This window comes from Pseudidiomarina salinarum, from assembly GCF_000753715.1.
Classification (GTDB): domain Bacteria; phylum Pseudomonadota; class Gammaproteobacteria; order Enterobacterales; family Alteromonadaceae; genus Pseudidiomarina; species Pseudidiomarina salinarum.
Window position 1 is genome coordinate 991530 of sequence record NZ_JPER01000001.1, and the last position, 18304, is coordinate 1009833.

21 protein-coding genes and 1 tRNA gene are annotated in these 18304 nt (G+C 50.6%); 11 read left to right on the plus strand and 11 right to left on the minus strand.

The window, feature by feature from the left end; all coding sequences use genetic code 11:
- Window positions 1-8 precede the first annotated feature (8 nt).
- From IDSA_RS04735 to IDSA_RS04750, 4 genes are all read left to right on the plus strand, one after another.
- Complete coding sequence (locus tag IDSA_RS04735; protein ID WP_034774633.1) at window positions 9-1064, plus strand: DUF3080 family protein; 1056 nt, start codon at window positions 9-11, stop codon at window positions 1062-1064.
- 106 nt (window positions 1065-1170) lie between these two features.
- Entirely contained in the window at window positions 1171-1557 is a 387-nt protein-coding gene (locus tag IDSA_RS04740; RefSeq protein ID WP_232221258.1) for a DUF6746 family protein, read from the plus strand.
- Window positions 1554-2387 (plus strand): AAA family ATPase, encoded by an 834-nt coding sequence (locus IDSA_RS04745; RefSeq protein WP_034774635.1) that lies wholly within the window; start codon window positions 1554-1556, stop codon window positions 2385-2387. The genes IDSA_RS04740 and IDSA_RS04745 overlap by 4 nt, the downstream gene beginning before the upstream one ends.
- Window positions 2388-2390: 3 nt before the next feature.
- Complete coding sequence (locus tag IDSA_RS04750) at window positions 2391-3590, plus strand: vWA domain-containing protein (protein ID WP_034774637.1); 1200 nt, start codon at window positions 2391-2393, stop codon at window positions 3588-3590.
- On the opposite strand, the gene IDSA_RS04755 is transcribed toward IDSA_RS04750, so the two are convergent.
- Window positions 3517-3987, minus strand: coding sequence for an Rrf2 family transcriptional regulator (locus tag IDSA_RS04755; protein WP_051986065.1), 471 nt, complete (start codon window positions 3985-3987; stop codon window positions 3517-3519). The genes IDSA_RS04750 and IDSA_RS04755 overlap by 74 nt on opposite strands.
- Window positions 3988-4082: 95 nt before the next feature.
- Between IDSA_RS04755 and IDSA_RS04760 the strand changes: the two genes are divergently transcribed.
- Together IDSA_RS04760 and IDSA_RS04765 are read left to right on the plus strand one after the other, a co-directional pair.
- Window positions 4083-4304 (plus strand): hypothetical protein, encoded by a 222-nt coding sequence (locus IDSA_RS04760; RefSeq protein WP_034774639.1) that lies wholly within the window; start codon window positions 4083-4085, stop codon window positions 4302-4304.
- A 161-nt stretch (window positions 4305-4465) separates the two neighbouring features.
- Window positions 4466-4542, plus strand: a tRNA-Val gene (locus IDSA_RS04765).
- A gap of 24 nt (window positions 4543-4566) precedes the next feature.
- Here the strand turns inward: IDSA_RS04765 and IDSA_RS04770 are convergent.
- Both IDSA_RS04770 and IDSA_RS04775 read right to left on the minus strand, forming a co-directional pair.
- Complete coding sequence (locus IDSA_RS04770; protein WP_034774641.1) at window positions 4567-4839, minus strand: TFIIB-type zinc ribbon-containing protein; 273 nt, start codon at window positions 4837-4839, stop codon at window positions 4567-4569.
- A gap of 46 nt (window positions 4840-4885) precedes the next feature.
- Window positions 4886-5317 (minus strand): hypothetical protein, encoded by a 432-nt coding sequence (locus IDSA_RS04775; protein ID WP_034774644.1) that lies wholly within the window; start codon window positions 5315-5317, stop codon window positions 4886-4888.
- Window positions 5318-5516: 199 nt separating this feature from the next.
- Between IDSA_RS04775 and IDSA_RS04780 the strand changes: the two genes are divergently transcribed.
- The 3 genes from IDSA_RS04780 to IDSA_RS04790 are packed head-to-tail and all read left to right on the plus strand — an operon-like array spanning window position 5517 to window position 8038.
- Window positions 5517-6047 (plus strand): hypothetical protein, encoded by a 531-nt coding sequence (locus tag IDSA_RS04780; RefSeq protein ID WP_034774646.1) that lies wholly within the window; start codon window positions 5517-5519, stop codon window positions 6045-6047.
- A 24-nt stretch (window positions 6048-6071) separates the two neighbouring features.
- On the plus strand, window positions 6072-7034 hold the full coding sequence (locus IDSA_RS04785; protein ID WP_034774648.1) for a hypothetical protein: 963 nt from the start codon (window positions 6072-6074) through the stop codon (window positions 7032-7034).
- Between the two features lie 35 nt (window positions 7035-7069).
- A complete protein-coding gene (locus tag IDSA_RS04790; RefSeq protein ID WP_126760525.1) occupies window positions 7070-8038 on the plus strand; it encodes a hypothetical protein in 969 nt (322 codons plus the stop codon).
- Here IDSA_RS04790 and IDSA_RS04795 read toward each other — a convergent pair.
- The 7 genes from IDSA_RS04795 to IDSA_RS04825 form a co-directional block, all read right to left on the minus strand.
- On the minus strand, window positions 8035-8397 hold the full coding sequence (locus tag IDSA_RS04795) for a YchJ family protein (RefSeq protein ID WP_084694036.1): 363 nt from the start codon (window positions 8395-8397) through the stop codon (window positions 8035-8037). The two genes, IDSA_RS04790 and IDSA_RS04795, sit on opposite strands and share 4 nt — an antisense overlap.
- Window positions 8397-9587: a 2-methylaconitate cis-trans isomerase PrpF gene (gene prpF, locus IDSA_RS04800; protein WP_034774652.1), complete on the minus strand. Its 1191-nt coding sequence runs from the start codon at window positions 9585-9587 to the stop codon at window positions 8397-8399. Before prpF ends, IDSA_RS04795 begins: the two co-directional genes overlap by 1 nt.
- Before the next feature lie 3 nt (window positions 9588-9590).
- Window positions 9591-12182 (minus strand): Fe/S-dependent 2-methylisocitrate dehydratase AcnD, encoded by a 2592-nt coding sequence (gene acnD, locus IDSA_RS04805; RefSeq protein WP_034775043.1) that lies wholly within the window; start codon window positions 12180-12182, stop codon window positions 9591-9593.
- A 1-nt stretch (window position 12183) separates the two neighbouring features.
- Window positions 12184-13308, minus strand: coding sequence for a bifunctional 2-methylcitrate synthase/citrate synthase (gene prpC / locus IDSA_RS04810; RefSeq protein ID WP_034774654.1), 1125 nt, complete (start codon window positions 13306-13308; stop codon window positions 12184-12186).
- Window positions 13309-13348: 40 nt separating this feature from the next.
- Window positions 13349-14230, minus strand: coding sequence for a methylisocitrate lyase (gene prpB / locus IDSA_RS04815; protein WP_034774655.1), 882 nt, complete (start codon window positions 14228-14230; stop codon window positions 13349-13351).
- A gap of 1 nt (window position 14231) precedes the next feature.
- Window positions 14232-14915 carry a GntR family transcriptional regulator gene (locus IDSA_RS04820; RefSeq protein WP_034774656.1) on the minus strand — a complete coding sequence of 228 codons (684 nt, stop codon included), beginning with the start codon at window positions 14913-14915 and terminating at the stop codon, window positions 14232-14234.
- 116 nt (window positions 14916-15031) lie between these two features.
- Complete coding sequence (locus tag IDSA_RS04825; RefSeq protein WP_232221259.1) at window positions 15032-15790, minus strand: mechanosensitive ion channel domain-containing protein; 759 nt, start codon at window positions 15788-15790, stop codon at window positions 15032-15034.
- Window positions 15791-16048: 258 nt separating this feature from the next.
- On the opposite strand from IDSA_RS04825, the gene IDSA_RS04830 reads away from it, so the two are divergent.
- Complete coding sequence (locus IDSA_RS04830) at window positions 16049-17251, plus strand: cation:proton antiporter (protein ID WP_051986066.1); 1203 nt, start codon at window positions 16049-16051, stop codon at window positions 17249-17251.
- Here IDSA_RS04830 and IDSA_RS04835 read toward each other — a convergent pair.
- A complete protein-coding gene (locus tag IDSA_RS04835) occupies window positions 17248-17448 on the minus strand; it encodes a sll1863 family stress response protein (RefSeq protein WP_051986067.1) in 201 nt (66 codons plus the stop codon). The two genes, IDSA_RS04830 and IDSA_RS04835, sit on opposite strands and share 4 nt — an antisense overlap.
- Before the next feature lie 141 nt (window positions 17449-17589).
- Between IDSA_RS04835 and IDSA_RS04840 the strand changes: the two genes are divergently transcribed.
- Window positions 17590-18201 carry a YceI family protein gene (locus tag IDSA_RS04840; protein WP_157980773.1) on the plus strand — a complete coding sequence of 204 codons (612 nt, stop codon included), beginning with the start codon at window positions 17590-17592 and terminating at the stop codon, window positions 18199-18201.
- Window positions 18202-18304 lie beyond the last annotated feature (103 nt).

The following is an 18304-nucleotide window of genomic DNA, read 5'->3' on the forward strand; positions in this document are numbered from 1 at the left end:
CCAACCGCGTGATACAGATAACAATTTCGATTGTACTTTTTCTGCGACGCCTTGGCTACGGCGGACTGGTCCTGCTGCTAACGCTTAGCGCCTGCAGCGAGCGGCCCAAATTGCTGCGGCAATGGGATGACTACCAGCAGCGCCTCGCTAACACCCAGAATGTCGACACCCCTGATATCAGTCTGCCAGCCCCAGAGCGGCCGCCAGCGGTTCGCGATCTGCGGCTGGATATCCCGCGGGTATCCTTGTCTTTGCTTGATTCAATGCGGCTTGATGCCTGCCCCGCCGGCGCTCTGATTGCCGAACGCAACAGCGCATTGGGGCGTCTGACCGAGGGCCTGTCACGCTACTACGGGGATATTCGCTTAGTCGAAGCGATGAAGCAGTGCATCCGCCAGCTCGAAGACGCCGGCGCGTCCGATCTGCAGAACCGCCTGCAGCAAGCAGTCCGGGATAAATCAGCAACCATGAGCGATGCCCGGCAACAAGCTATAGCAACCGACGATGCGCTTCGTCATGCGCTGACGCCAGCTGGCACGCCGTTGGCGAGCGCCGCAGTAGAGTCGTTTGCTCCGGCGCTCGCGGCGCTGGAAATCGTGGTTCAGGTGCTTGAATACCGCGATCAAGAGGATCCACTTCCGAATGAAGAGCAATTAGAAACAGCCCTGCGAACCGTAGCGCAAAGTACCTACCTGCCCGGTTTCTGGCGCGCGTTGCACGATCAGCAGGCCTACCTTGAGCAGTTAACACCGCTGGTTGATAACCTAAGCCAGCGCGCCGGCTGCTTAAGTGCCGGCACACCCCGGCGGGCTGAAATACTGAAAACGATTTTCATGAGCTTTTTTGCCGATGAACTACAACCACTGCTGGCTGGCTTTACCACCCAGGCATATCAACTGGCACCTGTTCTTCAACGCCTGCGTGATCAGTCTGAGCTGGCACCAATGAATGTTTACCTTGATCAACTGCAGCAATTACCCACCCGGCTAAACCGGGCTACACGCGCCCATGCGCAACACTGGCAGACATTTTTCCATGATTGTGATTTCACTCCGGGCGGTTAAAAAGCTAGCTGTGAAGCGTTGGACTTTTCACCAACTTATGGTAACTTATTGAGAACCATTCTCATTTGAGAATTTCCATCAAGGTCTTAAGTCCAAGGAGTTCAGTATGAAGTTGTTTACGCAGTTAGCCGTCAGTGCTCTGGTAGCAGCCAGCTTTTCAGCCGCAGCCGCCCCACTAAGCGAAGAGCGCCCTGACCATTTTGAAGGCAAGTCTTCAGAAACCCTGGAACAGGCTATGAGTAATCTTGCTGAATACAATGCTAAACTGCATGCCATGCTGGCAAACGGCGACTTAACCCCTAAGCAAATGGGTGAAATCCATCAGCTGACCTATACCCTCGAAGAAGCGCTTGCGAAACTGAAAGACGAAGTTGAAACCATGCAGGAACAAGTTGAAACAGTCCATCTTGGCTCTGAAAAAATGAGTTACGACGACGTAAAAGAAACCGGCAAAGCCTACTTAGATAAAGCAGCGAAGATAGTTAATCAATGAGTTTCATCAGCACTTCAAGCTACATCGTCGCCGATGATCTGTCGCTGGCGGTAAACGCTGCGGTAACTCTCGAGAAGCCTTTGCTACTCAAAGGTGAACCCGGTACCGGTAAGACCAGGTTGGCGGAAGAACTAGCCGCCAGCCTTGGGGTGCCATTACTGCGCTGGCAGATCAAATCCACCACCAAGGCCCAGCAAGGCCTCTATGAATATGATGCGGTATCACGGCTGCGGGACAGCCAGCTGGGCAGCGATAAAGTCCATGACATCGCCAACTACATTAAACCCGGTAAGCTCTGGCAGGCCTTTACCGCGCCTGAGCGCCCGGTGCTGTTAATCGACGAGATCGATAAAGCCGATATCGAATTCCCCAACGACCTGCTCCACGAGCTGGATCAGATGGAATTTCATGTGTACGAGACCGGCGAGCAGGTTCGTGCTGAGCACCGGCCCATCGTCATTATCACGTCGAACAATGAAAAAGAGCTGCCCGATGCCTTCTTACGGCGCTGCTTTTTTCATTATATTAAATTCCCCGATGCCGATACTCTTGCCGAAATCGTCAAGGTACATTACCCGGCCATCCAGCAACGCCTGTTAAGCACGGCCCTTGAAGTGTTCTTTGATCTTCGCGCGGTGCCCAACCTGAAGAAGAAGCCATCGACGTCAGAACTTATTGACTGGCTGAAACTCCTGTTGGCCGAGCAAATCCGCCCGGAAGATTTACAACAAAAAGGTCAGTTGTTGCCCATGTTCGGAGCCTTGCTGAAAAACGAACAGGATGTACAACTGGTCGAGAAACTCGCGTTTATGGCGCGCCGGCAGAGCTAATCCATGCTCATAGAGTTCTTTCTCTGCCTGCGCCGCCACGGCCTGAAAACCAGCCTGACCGAATTGCTGGACTTATTAAATGCACTGGATAAGCAGCTGATTTTTGCTGACGTCGAGGCTTTTTATAGCCTGGCGCGTCTGATTCTGGTCAAAGATGAAAGCCAGTATGATCGGTTCGACCGCGCCTTCGCTGAGTACTTCGAAGGTGTCGAACAGGTTGATCTGGCCTCAGCTATTCCCAAAGAGTGGTTTGAACAAAGCCTGCAACGCCAGCTTAGCGACGAAGATAAAGAGAAACTAAAAGCCCTGGGCGGGCTTGATGAACTGCTAAAAACCTTCCGCGAACGTCTGGAAGAGCAACAAAAACGCCACGCCGGTGGCAGTAAATGGATAGGCACCGGCGGCACCTCCCCTTTTGGGGCTTACGGTTATAATCCCGAAGGCATTCGAATCAACCAGGAAGGCAGCAATGCCCGCCGCGCAGTAAAAGTGTGGGACAAACGGGAGTTTCGTGAGCTGGATACCGAAGGCGAACTAAATAACCGTACTATCCAGCTCGCTTTGCGTAAGCTCCGTCGCTTTGCGCGCAGCGGTGCTGTCGAAGAACTGGACCTGCCCGGCACCATCCGGGCGACGTCATCAAAAGGCGGGCTGCTGGATTTGCAATGGCAGCGTGAACGCCATAACGCGATAAAAGTTCTGATCCTGTTCGATGTCGGCGGCTCCATGGATGATTTTATCTATGAGTGCCAGCAGCTGTTTGGCGCGGCCCGATCTGAGTTTAAGCACCTTGAGTTCTTTTATTTCCACAACTGCGTGTACGAAGGCGTCTGGAAAGATCCAAGTCGCCGGTTCGCTGAGCAGATCCCGGTCGGTGAGCTGATAAACAGATATGGCAAAGACTATAAACTGATTTTTGTCGGCGACGCGACTATGGGGCCGTACGAGATCATGTATCCCGGGGGCAGTGTCGAACACTGGAATGAAGAGCCCGGGGCCGCCTGGATGCAGCGGCTGTTAAACCATTTCCATCACGCGGTCTGGCTGAATCCGCAGCCGCCTGAGCGCTGGCGCTGGCACCAGTCAATCGACATTATGCAGCAGCTGATGGGTCAGCGCATGTATCCGCTTACGCTGAACGGTTTAACGCAGGCGATTGACCAGCTGTTAAGAAAATCTGCTGCAGCTGTGCCGAGTTCTTAAGCAAGTCCTTTAATGTATAGCGGCTCAGGTGCTCATAAAAGAGTTCTTTGCCCCGCCCTACAATGCTATTCAGTTCACAGGCCGGCAATGCCACGCAGTACGGATTGTGGCAGTCAATCCAGGCCTCATCGCCTTCCAGCTCCCGAATCACGTAATCCAACCGGATTTCGTCTGGCGCCTTAGCTAGCAAAAAGCCGCCATGTTTACCCCGTCTGGTTTCAATCAGCTTAAGCCGCCCAAGATGATGCACCACTTTATTGACATGATTCGCAGACAACTTAAAGGTTTCGCAGATCTCTTTGATGGTTGCCCGCTTATCCGGCAGTTCGGAATTCTGAACGCTCCCCAGATACATCAGAATGCGCAGCCCGTAATCGGTATATTTTTTTAATTGCATTGGTAATCCCGTAAAACTGAATCATTACCCTTGAATTTCTCAAAAGATACATCAATAATGCACTTTATAAAACATGCATTGAGGATGTATTTTATATGAAAGCCGAAACCATGCTTCGCGCGGCCAATTCTTCAATGGGTATAACACTTCTGTTGTTTGTGGTGGTGGCCTATCTGGCCTGGGGCCTTGAGGCCGAGTTCCCGTTGATGGTGGTAGCCGTATTGCACTTATCCCAAATCGTTCTGGCGGGCTTGTTTAAGCTCTCTTATGTGTTCCGCCTGATCGCCCAGAGCCAGCTCGGCCAAAGTTTGCGCTAAGCCAGTTGAAGACTCCGTCACAGAAAGGATAGGACGAAACGCTTAAAAAGCCAGCGGACGGCACATTTTTACTCGTTCCATTAGAAAAAATACTTGCACCCAATACGCGGAATTACTACTATAGCGGCCGTTCGCAATTGCGACACTTTTCTGAAAAATGTGCGTCCGTAGCTCAGTTGGTTAGAGCACCACCTTGACATGGTGGGGGTCGGTAGTTCGAGTCTACTCGGACGCACCATCTTCCCGAAACATTCAGTCTCTGTCAGAAATCAAACAACTCCCCAAGCAAACTTTTCTTCTTTTTCTTTCGATAGCCGTAATCATCCGAATACCTGCCCGGATCACGATACTCAGGGCGTGGTTGTTGCTGCGGCTGCACTTGTGGCTGTGCGGCAACCGTACTGGAACGCTCAATGATTTTGTCCAGCTCACCACGGTCTAACCAGACCCCACGACAGTTCGGGCAATAATCAATCTCAATTCCCTGGCGGTCAGTCATCACCAGATTTTCGGTAATACAAATTGGGCATTTCATTTAGCTAACTCCTTATACATACGATAGCGTTAAGCAAAATCTAAACTCAGGAAAAAAGTTTTTTAAGCTTTAATTTCTGAAACTGAAAATTATAGACACCTCCCTGAACATCCCTCAACGCCCGATAATTAGGATGTTCAAGCAATTCATACTGCTGGGGTTCAAGTTTTTCCTCGTCGATAAACTCAAGTTGCTCGACTTTATGACGTTCCCATAGGATACAGAGAACCGCGCTGACGGAAGCCAAAATAAATAGTTCCGCAGCGAATCTGGCTAGCAGTATTGCCCAATACCAATCGGAAAACGAGCCAATATTTGCCCTCATGCCCTTCATTGTTAGCATGCCTGTCACGCCAATCAGGATGACAATACCCAATGCTATTTTAGCGTAACGTCCATAGGTACTATGTTCATCCCGTTTTTGCACCAGCATCGCCAGATGACGTCCTGTTACGGGTGGTATCATGTCACTGCTCATATCCGCTCTCCATAGCTAAAGCTTCAACAAAGATGAATAAAATTTCAACTCCGGAATTCACATTACAACTATCCGGTCTTTTTTCAAGCCCGTTAAACTTGAATTTGCGGGCTTAATTTTGTTGACATGTCGTTACCCTCCTGTAAATTAATATGCTATAGCAGCGCATGCTTAACCTATTCTTTTAAGGGGAAAAACAATGTCAAAAATTAAACTGGCGCTACTTGGTAGTTTTGCCGTGTTCTTCGCTGCAGTACTCACGAACAACATGGCTATAGCGCAGGAAGCGCAACATGCAGGGTCGATTAATATATACGAATCACAGATTCGTAACCCCGAAGAACTCCAGGTTTATATGGACGTGACTCCGCGTAAAGAAAATCCTTTGATGAAGTTATCTGAAGCTGGCCGACACACCTTTATTAAAGGTTTGATTTGGACCGGCGAAGGCGTTGGAAGTCTCAATACCTATCCGCTGCAGATTGAGCTTTCAACACCGCAGGCAAAAAATGTACTGACGCTTTTTGGATTGCAGGACTTAACCTCAACAATTATGAAAGATAATTCAAACAACGGCGTATCGGCCAACGCCGCTGATGATACAGTTGCTCCAATGTTGCACCACTGCCTTGTTTTAGAAAATTATCGGTGCCAACTCCCAGCGAGTTGCAGAGCATCTTTCACCGACATCTGCATGGCATGTTTATGCGGTGCTCAGCAAACTGAATAAGATTGGCCAGGAGTTGAAAATATTATGCTTTTAACATTTTTGCGCGGCATCTGGTTGACGCTAACTCTAGTTTTGATAAGTCCCCCATCATTTGCAGCGCAAACAGACTGTGCAGATAGTAGTTTCCCTCTGTATTATGCCTTTGCGGATAAGTCCAAGGGTCTACATGTTGAAGGTTTAGCTCCGGATACCAAGAGCCAGGAGCAAATCTCTCATGAGTTATTCGACTTGGTCGATCAGCTCTATACTCAAGTGGTTGCATGCCCTGATAGGCGTTTGCCCAGGCTATTTAGCCAAACGGTAGATTTTCTATTTTTAACCAACAAAAGTCAGGATTTGCTTAAAATATACGAAGCCTTTATTAAAAACGCCTATTTAACCGATAGTCAAAAGGCTGAATATAGTGACAATCTTTTTCAAATGCACTGGCAAACACGGAACTTTTCCGAGTTAGAAAGAATTAAATCGAGTTTCCCTGTCAGTGAACATGCTATCTCTCACTACCCACTTGTTTTGAGTTCAGATACTCTAGATACTCATATGTTGTTAAAATCTAGAGTGACACCGGAAACAGATATAGAGGTTAGCAGTTACGATCTAGACGAAGAGTCTCTACAAGTTGTCGCAGTCATCGATCTTAGCTGCGGATTTTCCCGCACGCTGCTAGAAACCTTACAAGAGGATCCGTCATTATTTGATTCAGTTAAAAATATTACATTTGTATTTCCTCAAGCAAGTTTTGCCAGCCCAAGAGATGTTGCTAGATTATCTAATGACATAGGCAACATGAAATTCGCTATCATTAATAACGAAAAGGCATGGCCAACTGATATCTATTTTCACGAGTTCCCGATGTTTTATTTTCTTCATAACAACCAAGTAGTTCATAGAATTTCTGGGTGGCCATCAGAAGAACAGGCGAAAGTGATTGCGGATGCTTACACCAAAGTACAACTGGATATTGGTTTAACTAACACTATACGGTAAGTTACCGGCTAAAGTGCCTGGAGTTTCCCAGTCTTATGATTTCTCGCCCGATAATAGTGCGGTTCTGCGTACTGACGCTAGCTTTATGCACCCTCTTCCCATCGGCGCTTTTTGCTCAAACGAACTGCGCCCGCGATGCCTATGAGATCAATAGTTTATTTAGTGCCCAATCATCGCAACTGCATGCTGCTAGTAAAGCAGGCAATGTTATTACTGAGAATAACCTTTCAGAAGAGCTATTTCAGTTAACCAAATCCTTGAAGTCATTAGCCGTGTCGTGCCAAGACGCACGTGTACCTAAGTTGTTCCGTGATAGCGTAGCATTCCTGTTTTTAACGCATAAAGACGAACGCTTGTTAGCGCTCTACGAAGATTTTCTGCGAACTACTCAGCTAACAAAAGAACAGTATCTGAACTTCAGCGATGATTTTTACTTAATGAACTGGCAGGCCCGTAATTTCGAGAAGCTTGAAGACTTAAAGCATGAGTTCCCGGTAAGTGCCAAAACAACTGACTTTTACCCAGCGGACATTGGCGCGTCTTTAAATGAAGACGACATGCTATTCAAAGCCCGTTTTACTGCGGGCGCGGAGCTCGAAACCTATAGCGAAAATCTCGACCCCAAAAAGTTGCAGCTGGTGGTGCTGGTTGAATTGCTGGACGGCGCGTCGCGCCGGCTCTTCGATCATGTTCGTCAGGATCCGGAATTATTCTCGAAAGTAGATAAAATCTTGTTCTTATTTTCTCAGACTTCGGTCGCCAACCCCTTTGATTTAGCGAATGCCTCGCAGCTGATGAGCGACTATGACTTTGCCTTCGTAAACAATGAGGATAACTGGCCGCAGGAAATCTACTTTCACCACTATCCGGTTTTCTACTTTTTACACGAAAACAAGGTTCTGGAACGGATACCTGGATGGCCATTAGAACCAGAGGCGCAGGCCAAGCTGGTTAACGATACCTATGGACGCTTACAGCGCGAGCTGAATCAAACAGAAGATTAAAGAATCTCACCGCTAAGGTAATACCAGCGCGGGCCCTCTTTCAGAAAGTCCGATTTTTCCTCCAGCTTGCCATGCTGCCCATCAGCCTCAAAGAATGCCCGGAAATGGACATAGCCCCGGTTGCCGCGTTGCCAGGACTCGACAATCTGCAGCTGCAGCCAGCGGGGATTATCAGTAAGATCCAGCTCAGGGCGGGTGTCAGGGTGCCAGGTTTCCAGCAAGTAATCCTGCAGACCTAAAGAAAAAGCACTGAAGCGCGAACGCATCAGTGCTTCAGGGCTGGCCGGTAACCGCGCGCCGCGATGATAGGGCTCGCAGCATTTGTGGTACTTCCCTGCTCCACACGGGCACTTAGCCATTAAAAACAGTCGCCCGGAACCCGAACCCAGCCTTCCATCAATACCCGCGCACTGCGGCTCATGATGGCTTTGGTTACCGTCCACTCGCCGTTAACTTGCTTCGCTTCAGCCCCTACCTGCAAGGTCCCGGAAGGATGACCGAAGCGGACGCTATTGCGATCGCCGCCGCCGGCAGCAATATTGACTAAGGTTCCTGGCACTGCAGCTGCGGTTCCGATTGCAACCGCAGCCGTACCCATCATAGCGTGATGCAATTTACCCATCGACATAGCCCGCACCAGCAGGTCCACATCGGCTGCGTGAACGGCTTTGCCGCTGGATGACACATAGTCAGCAGGTGGCGCCACAAAGGCTATCTTCGGCGTATGCTGGCGCGAGGCAGCTTCATCGATGCTATTCACTAAACCCATCTTCACAGCGCCGTGAGCGCGCAGGTTCTCGAACATCACCAGCGCGTCAGCATCTTCATTAATAGCGCCCTGTAGTTCGGTGCCGGTATAGCCGATAGCTTCAGCGTTGACAAAAATGGTCGGGATACCCGCGTTGATCATGGTTGCTTTGATAGTGCCAATACCCGGCACTTCAAGATCGTCCGTCACGTTGCCGGTCGGGAACATTGAACCACCTTCGCCATCTTCATCCGAGGCAGGGTCCATGAACTCAACGGGTATTTCCGCGGCCGGAAAGGTCACTCCATCAAGTTCAAAATCACCGGTTTCCTGAATTTCGCCGCCTACAACAGGGACATGAGCAATAATGGTCTTGCCAATGTTTGCCTGCCAGATACGCACAGTCGCCATCCCATTTTCGGGAACGCGGCTGCGGTCAACCAGCCCGTTACTTATCGCAAACGGCGCAACGGCAGCAGACAAGTTGCCACAGTTACCACTCCAGTCCACAAAAGGCTTATCAATAGATACCTGACCAAACAGATAATCTACGTCGTGGTCAGCTTTGCTGCTTTTTGACAGGATCACCGTCTTGCTGGTGCTTGAGGTTGCGCCCCCCATGCCGTCAGTATGCTTACCATAAGGATCGGGGCTGCCGATTACCCGCAGTAACAAATTGTCCCGCGCCTGGCCCGGCACCTGCACGGCTTCCGGTAAATCCTGCAACCGGAAGAATACGCCTTTGCTGGTGCCGCCACGCATATAGGTGGCGGCGATTTTGATTTGCGGAGCATGTGTCATAACTCAGACCCCGGCCTGTTCGAGGAAGTCTTTAGCAAAGCGCTGCAATACACCACCTGCGTCAAAGATATTCACTTCTTCAGCAGTATCTAAGCGGCAGGTCACCGGAACTTCAATGCGCTCGCCGTTGGCACGATTAATTACCAATATCAGTCGCGCACCGGCAGTAGGTTCACCGACAACATCAAAGGTTTCGGTGCCATCAATGCCCAGCGTATGGCGGGTCACGCCCGGATCAAATTCCAGTGGCAGCACGCCCATACCGATCAGGTTCGTGCGGTGGATCCGCTCAAAACCTTCAGCCGCAATGGCTTCCACCCCGGCAAGCCGCACGCCTTTGGCTGCCCAGTCGCGGGACGAGCCCTGACCATAATCAGCACCAGCAATGATAATCAGCGGTTGCTTGCGTTCCATGTAGGTTTCGATTGCTTCCCACATGCGGGTCACTTTGCCTTCGGGTTCGACCCGGGCCAGTGAGCCCTGCTTCACCTTGCCGTTCTCCTGAACCATTTCATTAAGAAGTTTCGGGTTAGCGAAGGTCGCGCGCTGCGCAGTCAGATGATCACCTCGATGCGTTGCATACGAATTGAAATCTTCTTCCGGTACACCCATCTTCGCCAGATACTCACCAGCTGCGCTATCCAGCATAATGGCGTTTGACGGAGACAAATGATCAGTGGTGATGTTATCGCCGAGCACTGCCAGCGGACGCATACCCCTAAGGGCGCGCTCACCAGCCAGTGCGCCTTCCCAGTACGGTGGACGGCGAATATAGGTACTCATCGGCCGCCAGTCATACAATGGGTCGATTTGATCACCAAAATCAACTTGCAGACTGAACATCGGATCATAAACCTCGCGGAACTGCTCAGGTTTTACGCTTTGCTTCACAATAGCGTCGATCTCAGCGTCATCCGGCCAGATATCTTTCAGCGTGATGGCATTACCCTGCTGGTCATAACCAAGAATATCTTTCTCGATATCAAAGCGAATGGTACCAGCAATAGCATAAGCAACTACCAGTGGTGGTGAGGCCAGGAAGGCCTGCTTCGCGTACGGATGAATACGGCCATCAAAGTTACGGTTTCCGGAAAGTACGGCGGTTGCATAAAGGTCACGGTCGATAATTTCTTGCTGAATAACCGGATCCAGTGCGCCGCTCATACCGTTACAGGTGGTACAGGCAAAACCGACCACACCGAAGCCCAGGCTTTCAAGCTCCGGCAGCAGGTTGGCTTCTTCAAGATACATTTTGACGGTTTTCGAGCCAGGCGCCAGCGAGGTTTTCACCCACGGCTTGCGCAGTAAGCCCAGTTTATTGGCGTTACGCGCTATCAGACCTGCCGCAATCATGTTGCGCGGGTTACTGGTGTTGGTACAGCTGGTGATCGCAGCGATGATCACCGCGCCATCAGGCATTTTGCCTTCTTCATTTTCCACCACACCAGAAATGCCGCGCGCAGCGAGTTCAGAAGCAGGCAACAATGCGTGGGGGTTCGATGGTCCGGCCAGGTTACGTTGCACCGACGATAAGTCAAAGTTCAGCACGCGCTCATATTCAGCGGTATCCAGGCTGTCCGCCCATAAACCGGTATGGCGGGCAAACTGTTCCACCAGCTTAACCTGCTTGTCATCACGACCAGTGATCTTCAGGTAATCAATGGTCTGGTCATCGATATAGAACATCGCCGCGGTAGCGCCATACTCAGGCGTCATATTGGAGATGGTTGCGCGGTCGCCAACGGATAAATTCGCAGCGCCTTCACCGTAAAACTCCAGATAACCGCCAACCACACGTTGCTTACGAAGAAACGCTGTCAGAGCGAGTACCAGGTCAGTCCCTGTGATACCCGGCTGCAACTTGCCTGTCAGCTCCACACCGATGATATCCGGCAGGCGCATGTACGAAGCCCGGCCCAGCATGACGCTTTCAGCTTCAAGGCCACCAACGCCCACCGAGATAACGCCAAGGGCATCGACCATAGGCGTATGGCTGTCAGTGCCGACACAGGTATCAGGGAAGGCTACATTGTCACGTACCTGAACAACTGGGGACATCTTCTCCAGATTGATCTGGTGCATGATGCCATTCCCCGGAGGAATCACATCAACGTTTTTAAATGCCGTTTTAGTCCAGTTGATAAAGTGGAAGCGATCATCATTGCGCCGATCTTCAATCGCCCGGTTTTTGTCAAAAGCATCGCTTTCGAAACCCGCGTGTTCTACTGCCAGCGAATGGTCAACAATCAGCTGGGTCGGAACCACAGGGTTAACTTTTGACGGATCACCGCCCTGCTCCGCGATCGCGTCGCGCAGGCCAGCAAGATCAACCAATGCGGTTTGTCCAAGGATATCGTGACAAACCACTCGCGCCGGGTACCACGGAAAGTCCAGGTCGCGTTTACGCTCGATCAACTGCTTCAGACTATCCGTCAGCATCGATGGATCGCAGCGGCGGACTAAGTTTTCAGCCAGGATCCGCGAGGTGTAAGGCAGCCTGGCGTAGGCGCCAGGCTCAATAGCATCAACTGCTGCACGGGCGTCATAGTATTGCAATGACGTACCCGGCAGCGATTTACGAAAATCTTGATTCATATTAGCGCTCATTAATTGCAGGAACCGACCGCGCTTCAGGACCAGTATAGTCAGCGCTCGGACGGATAATACGGTTGTTTGCCCGCTGCTCTTTCACATGCGCAGTCCAGCCACTCACCCGCGACATCACGAAGATTGGCGTAAACAGCTTGGTCGGGATGCCCATGTAGTGATAAGCAGAGGCGTGGAAAAAGTCGGCATTCGGGAATAATTTCTTCTCGCGCCACATCACTTCTTCACAGCGGACTGAAACATCATACAGACGGGTGTCACCGAACTCGTCAGCCAGCTTCTCTGACCATTCTTTAATAATGGCGTTACGCGGATCATTGTCGCGATAGACCGCGTGACCAAAGCCCATGATTTTGTCTTTACGGGCCAGCATCGCCAGCAGCGTCTGTTCCGCATCTTCCGGTGATTTCATATCTTCAATCAGTTCCATCGCCGCTTCATTAGCGCCACCGTGCAGTGGACCACGCAACGAGCCGATAGCACCGGTCACACAGGAATGAATATCCGATAAGGTTGAAGCACAAACCCGCGCGGTAAAGGTCGAGGCGTTAAACTCGTGCTCAGCATAAAGGATCAGTGACGTATTCATTACCGCGGTGTGCAGGTCCGACGGTTTTTTATCGTGCAGCAGACGCAGGAAATGTGCACCGATAGAATCATCATCAGTTTGCGTTTCAATACGCACGCCGTCATGGCTGAACCGATACCAGTACAACAGAATGCTTGGGAATACTGCCAGCATCCGCTCAATGGCTGTATCGGCCTGGCTGAAATCAGCCTCTGGCTCCAGGTTACCCAGCATCGAGCAGCCGGTGCGCATCACATCCATTGGATGGGCATCAGCAGGAATCCGCTCCAGTACATCTTTCAACGCCTGCGGCAGGCCGCGCTGTGACTTCAGCCGCGCTTTATAGTCAGCGAGCTGGCTGCTATTGGGCAGTTCGCCGTGCGCGAGCAGGTAAGCGACTTCTTCAAAACTGACCTTATCGGCCAGTTCTTTAATATCGTAACCACAATAAGTCAGGCCTGAACCCGTTTTACCCACAGTACAAAGTGCGGTCTGTCCCGCTACCTGGCCACGTAAACCAGCGCCACCTAATGCTTTATCTACCATTCTCTACTCCGGTAATTAGTTGTTATAAATTATCTGTTGGTTATTTCTTGTTAAACAGCTGATCGAGCTTGGCTTCAAACTCGTGATAATTAAGAAAATCGTATAGCTCCATGCGCGTCTGCATGGTATCGATAACGGCCTTCTGATCACCTTGCTCAAGAATACTTTGGTACACATTCAGCGCTGCTTTATTCATCGCCCGGAAGGCACTCAACGGATACAACACCATATCGACGCCAACCTTCGCCAGTTCATCTTTATTGAACAGTGGCGTCGCGCCAAACTCAGTGATATTTGCCAGCACCGGAATATCCAGCGCCTTAGTGAAGGCTTCGTATTGTTCCAGGGTATGAACCGCTTCAGCGAAAATGGCGTCAGCGCCGGCATCGGCGCAGGCTAATGCGCGCTCGATTGCGGCATCCAGGCCATCTTGCTGAAGTGCGTCGGTACGGGCCATGATAAAAAATTGCTCATCGGTACGCGCGTCAACCGCGGCTTTTACCCGATCAACCATCTCGGCCTGAGAAACAATCTCTTTATTCGGACGGTGACCGCAACGCTTCTGGGCCACCTGATCTTCAATATGAAAGCCGGCAGCACCAGAGCGGGTCATTTCTTTTACTGTGCGCGCGATGTTGAAAGCGCCGCCCCAGCCGGTATCTGCGTCAACCAGCAATGGCAGGTCAGAAGCACCGGTAATGCGGCGGATGTCTTCACAAACATCGTTTAAGGACGTCATACCCAGATCCGGCAGACCGAAAGAGGCATTGGCAACACCGGCGCCTGACAGATAGAGCGCTTTATGGCCAACGCGTTCCGCCATCATAGCGGTATAGGCATTAATAGTGCCCACAATCTGCAGTGGACTTTCCTGGGCTATCGCCTGACGCAGCTTGGCGCCTGCACTTTGGATGTGTGTCATGTTACTTTCCTAATTGGTTCAGTTGAAATTCAATATTGCGGCGGGATGCGCTGATGTGCCTGCGCATCAGAAGGTCGGCGAGTTCACCGTCACGGTTAGCAATCGCCTGAATAATTGCTTTATGTTCATCAAAGGCGCGGGACACCCGCGGACCATTCATACCTAACTGCACACGGTACATGCGCACTAAGAAATACAACTCATCACAGAGCATATTAATAAGGTACGGGTTTTTGCTGCCAAGAATAATCCGATAATGAAAATCCAGATCGCCCTCTTCCTGGTAATAACTTTCGCCCTCGCGAACCCGTTGCGAAGACAAATGCTGATCAAGCAGTTCGCGCAGCTCGTCAATTTCGCTATCGCTCATCTGTTCAGCCGCCAGCCGGCATGCCAGGCCTTCCAGTTCTTCTCTGATCTGATAGAGGGATATCAGCCCATCCGTCGATAAGGTCACCACCCGCGCTCCGGCGTTCGGGGTGCGCTCAATTAACCGGCACCGCTCAAGCCGCGCAAGGGCTTCACGTAATGGCGCCCGGCTAACGTCAAAGCGACGGGCCAGATCCAGTTCACTGATTTTACTGCCCGCAGGGATATCACCTTCAACAATCGCGCGCTGTATTTCCAGCAATACGCGATCAGAAGAAGTTACCGGGCTTCGCCAAAGGGGACTCTTAACGCTCATTTTTGTCGACAGATGTTTGAGTGAGGCGCTATTTTAATGGCTGAAAAGCCAGTTAGCAAGACTCTAAAAGGAAGTATTGTCGACAATCAGCTCTTGACTAACTTTTTTACTGGCTATTACTCACTGGCCTTTTCGGCGATTTTTTTAGCGGAAAAGTCATGATCGAGAAAAACGTCTGCCAGAATCTGTTGTTCAATGAAGTTGCGCTTATCAGCGCGCACCGGGAACCGGACAATAAGATGGATCTCACCTGCTGTCGGTACCTGCAAGGTTACGCGAGGATCAACCGACGGAACATCGACCCCTCTGATATCACTTTGGCGAGCCATATATTTTCTGGCCTGCTCGAGATAGTCCTGGCAATTGCGCGCCGCTACGTCCTGGAATTTCAGGCGGGCGCTACGCCAATCGTCTTCCCGCTTAAATGGTACGGTGAATACATGCAGCACATAGTCGTGCGTAAAGCTCTCATTAATTACCGGTTCTGAAACGAAGATAGAGTTCGGGATAACCGTCATGCGGCCGGTGCGCGAATGCGCTAGCTTGCCCGGGCCCACTTCCAGAATAGTGGTTGCCAGCAGACTCTGGTCGATCACGTCCCCCCGAAAATCCTTGACCTGAATACGGTCACCAATTGTAAAAGCGCGTGCGCCGGATTTAATAATGGAGCCAATTACACATAGGATCAGCTCTTTGGTGGCCACCACAAAAGCAACGGCAATGGCGACTATAGAAAGCGCCAGGGTCCGCAGCTCCTGCGCCCAGATCAGCGTCAGCCCCAGCAGCATAACCAGCAGCAGGCCGTTGCGAGTCTGGACCAGCCAGCGGCGGCGTAAGTCGCTGGATAACACAGTACGACGGATAAAGCGTGCCAACAGCGCCCTGCTAATAAATACTATGATTATTAGCAATATAGATGCCGCTATCATCCTGAAGCCGCTGTCAGGTAAGGTGATCGAATTTAGAAAATCTTGAATTGCAGACATCATAGGTTGCCGGTTTACCTTTTATGTAGCGCTATTTTTATGTTTATTAGGATAAACCTATTCGCCGGTCTTTGGAATTCCTTCTGTTGGCTATACTGCTAAACAAATCTGTCTTTTAACTCTATTCTCAGGCGCAAGAGGATTCACATGACCGCATACTTACCATCGTGGCTGCCAGTGACTATAAATGATCAGATCACCACTATTTTGCTGTTGGGTCTTATCCTCTCACTTAGTATGCTCGCGGATACCATCGCCAAGCGCACCCAGATGCCCCGTATCTCGTTGCTGGTCATCCTCGGGCTGGGTATCGCCGCTGTTCAGCAGCTGGTGCTGGGACAGTCACCAGGCATCCTGCCTGGTGATCTTAGCGAGCCTTTAATTCAACTGGCGCTGGTGATGGTCGCTTTTCTGCTTGGTAGCGAATTTACGCTAAAGCGTATGAGCAGCCTGGGCCCGCCTATTCTGTTGGTGTCACTGGCAGTAGTAATATCCGGCTACCTGTTTGTTAGCCTCGGGCTGCTGGCGCTTGGCTTCCCGATAGTGGTTGCGGTCGCGCTGGCGGCCATTTCAGTTGCCACAGATCCCGCGGCGGTAAAAGAATCCATCGACGAAAAAGATGACCAGAGCCTCACCGGCAAAGTGCTATTGGGGGTTGTGGCCGTTGATGATGCCTGGGGCATTATTTTGTTCGGTATCAGTATGGCGGTGCTGGGTCTGTTCGTTGGCAGTGAAGGCGGTATGAGCTTGCTACATGCTGGCTGGGAACTGGGTGGCGCGGTTTTACTTGGCCTGGCAATTGGATTTCCCGCAGCCTGGTTAACCGGACGCCTTAAGCCCGGAAAACCCATACTTATTGAGGCATTAGCACTCATGCTGTTGCTGGCGGGGCTGTCTTCGCTGCTTGGCGTTTCTGAACTGCTCAGTTCCATGCTCGCCGGCGCCGTGGTAGCTAATGTGTCCAGACACCATACCCGTTCGTTCAGGGAAATTGAGCATATTGAATGGCCATTCCTGGTGTTCTTCTTTGTACTGTCGGGGGCTAGTATCGATCTCTTTCAGCTAAACGATTCGATGATGCTACTGGGGGCGTACATTGTGCTGCGTATAGCGGGCCGGCTGCTCGGTGGCATCTTAGCTGTGCGCTATACCCCCATTGAGCAGGCCCGACAGTTACCATCCGATATTGGTCTTGCCCTGACCCCGCAGGCTGGCGTCGCTATCGGCATGGCACTGCTTGCGGTCGAACGTTTTCCAGAGGCCAGCCAGCTGATTTTACCGGTTGTTGTGGCTTCAACGGTTTTATTCGAACTGACCGGCCCTTTCCTTACGCAAAAAGTATTGCGTTAATAAACGGACTTTTTCAACGCTGACAATTTTTCCTTTGTATCGTCCAGCTTATGTTCCAGTTCCTCGATTTGTTCGCGGTACTTCACTTCAGCTTCACCGGTGGCCTTTTTGGCCTTTGCCTTGAGCTGTTCCAGCTTCGCCTCCCACTCCTCAATTTGTCCTTCATACTCTTTTTTATAGGCTTCTTGCTCGCTCATAACATCCTCCTTTTAATAAATTTATTCATCGCTTAATAACCATAGTCGAAATTATCCGGCTATGCTGTGAACAGGCTGTAGCGAAAACATACAGAGCTGATTTATGCTATGCTCATAGCAGGTCATAAAAACAGGAGTAACATGATGTCTTTGATACGTTTAATGATTCCCTCAGTGGTAATCTTTTCGGCAAGTTTATTTCTTAGTTCGCCGGCACAAGCCGAACTGGAGTGGAAGCTTGACGAAAATCGCTCAGTGCTGAATTTCGTTTCCGTCAAAAACGATCATGTCGCTGAATTACATCGGTTCAATGAGTTAAAGGGCGAATTGCTGGGCGAAGAGCTTACTATCCAGATTCCGGTTAAAAGTCTGGATACGCAGATAGCGATTCGGGATGAACGGATGCGTGAGCATCTTTTCAATGCGAAAGAGCACCCTTTTATTACGGCGAAAGCAACTATCCCGCATTCGAGCATAACTGACATCCCGGTATTAACCACAGTGCCGCTGGAAGTTGACTTTAAAGTATTTATTGCCGGCGAAGCCCAGCGAGTAAATAGCGTTGTGCAAATTACCCGCCTCGATGTCGAGCGCTTTCTGGCAACCACTGCCCAGCCGGTGCTTATCAGCACCAAAGACTTTAAACTGGTCGAAGGCGTAAACAGGCTTCGCGAGATTGCTAATCTGGAAGCCATAGATTATGTCGTCCCTGTTACCTTTAGCGTACAGTTCGAGCGTCAACCACCACAGTAAATTTCAGGTGACCTTTCTGTACCCTCTATAGAGATGTCCGGCCAACAGGCCGGACATCTCTTTTTTGTTGCGATCCCCGATTGACCTGCCGATTTTAACTGCA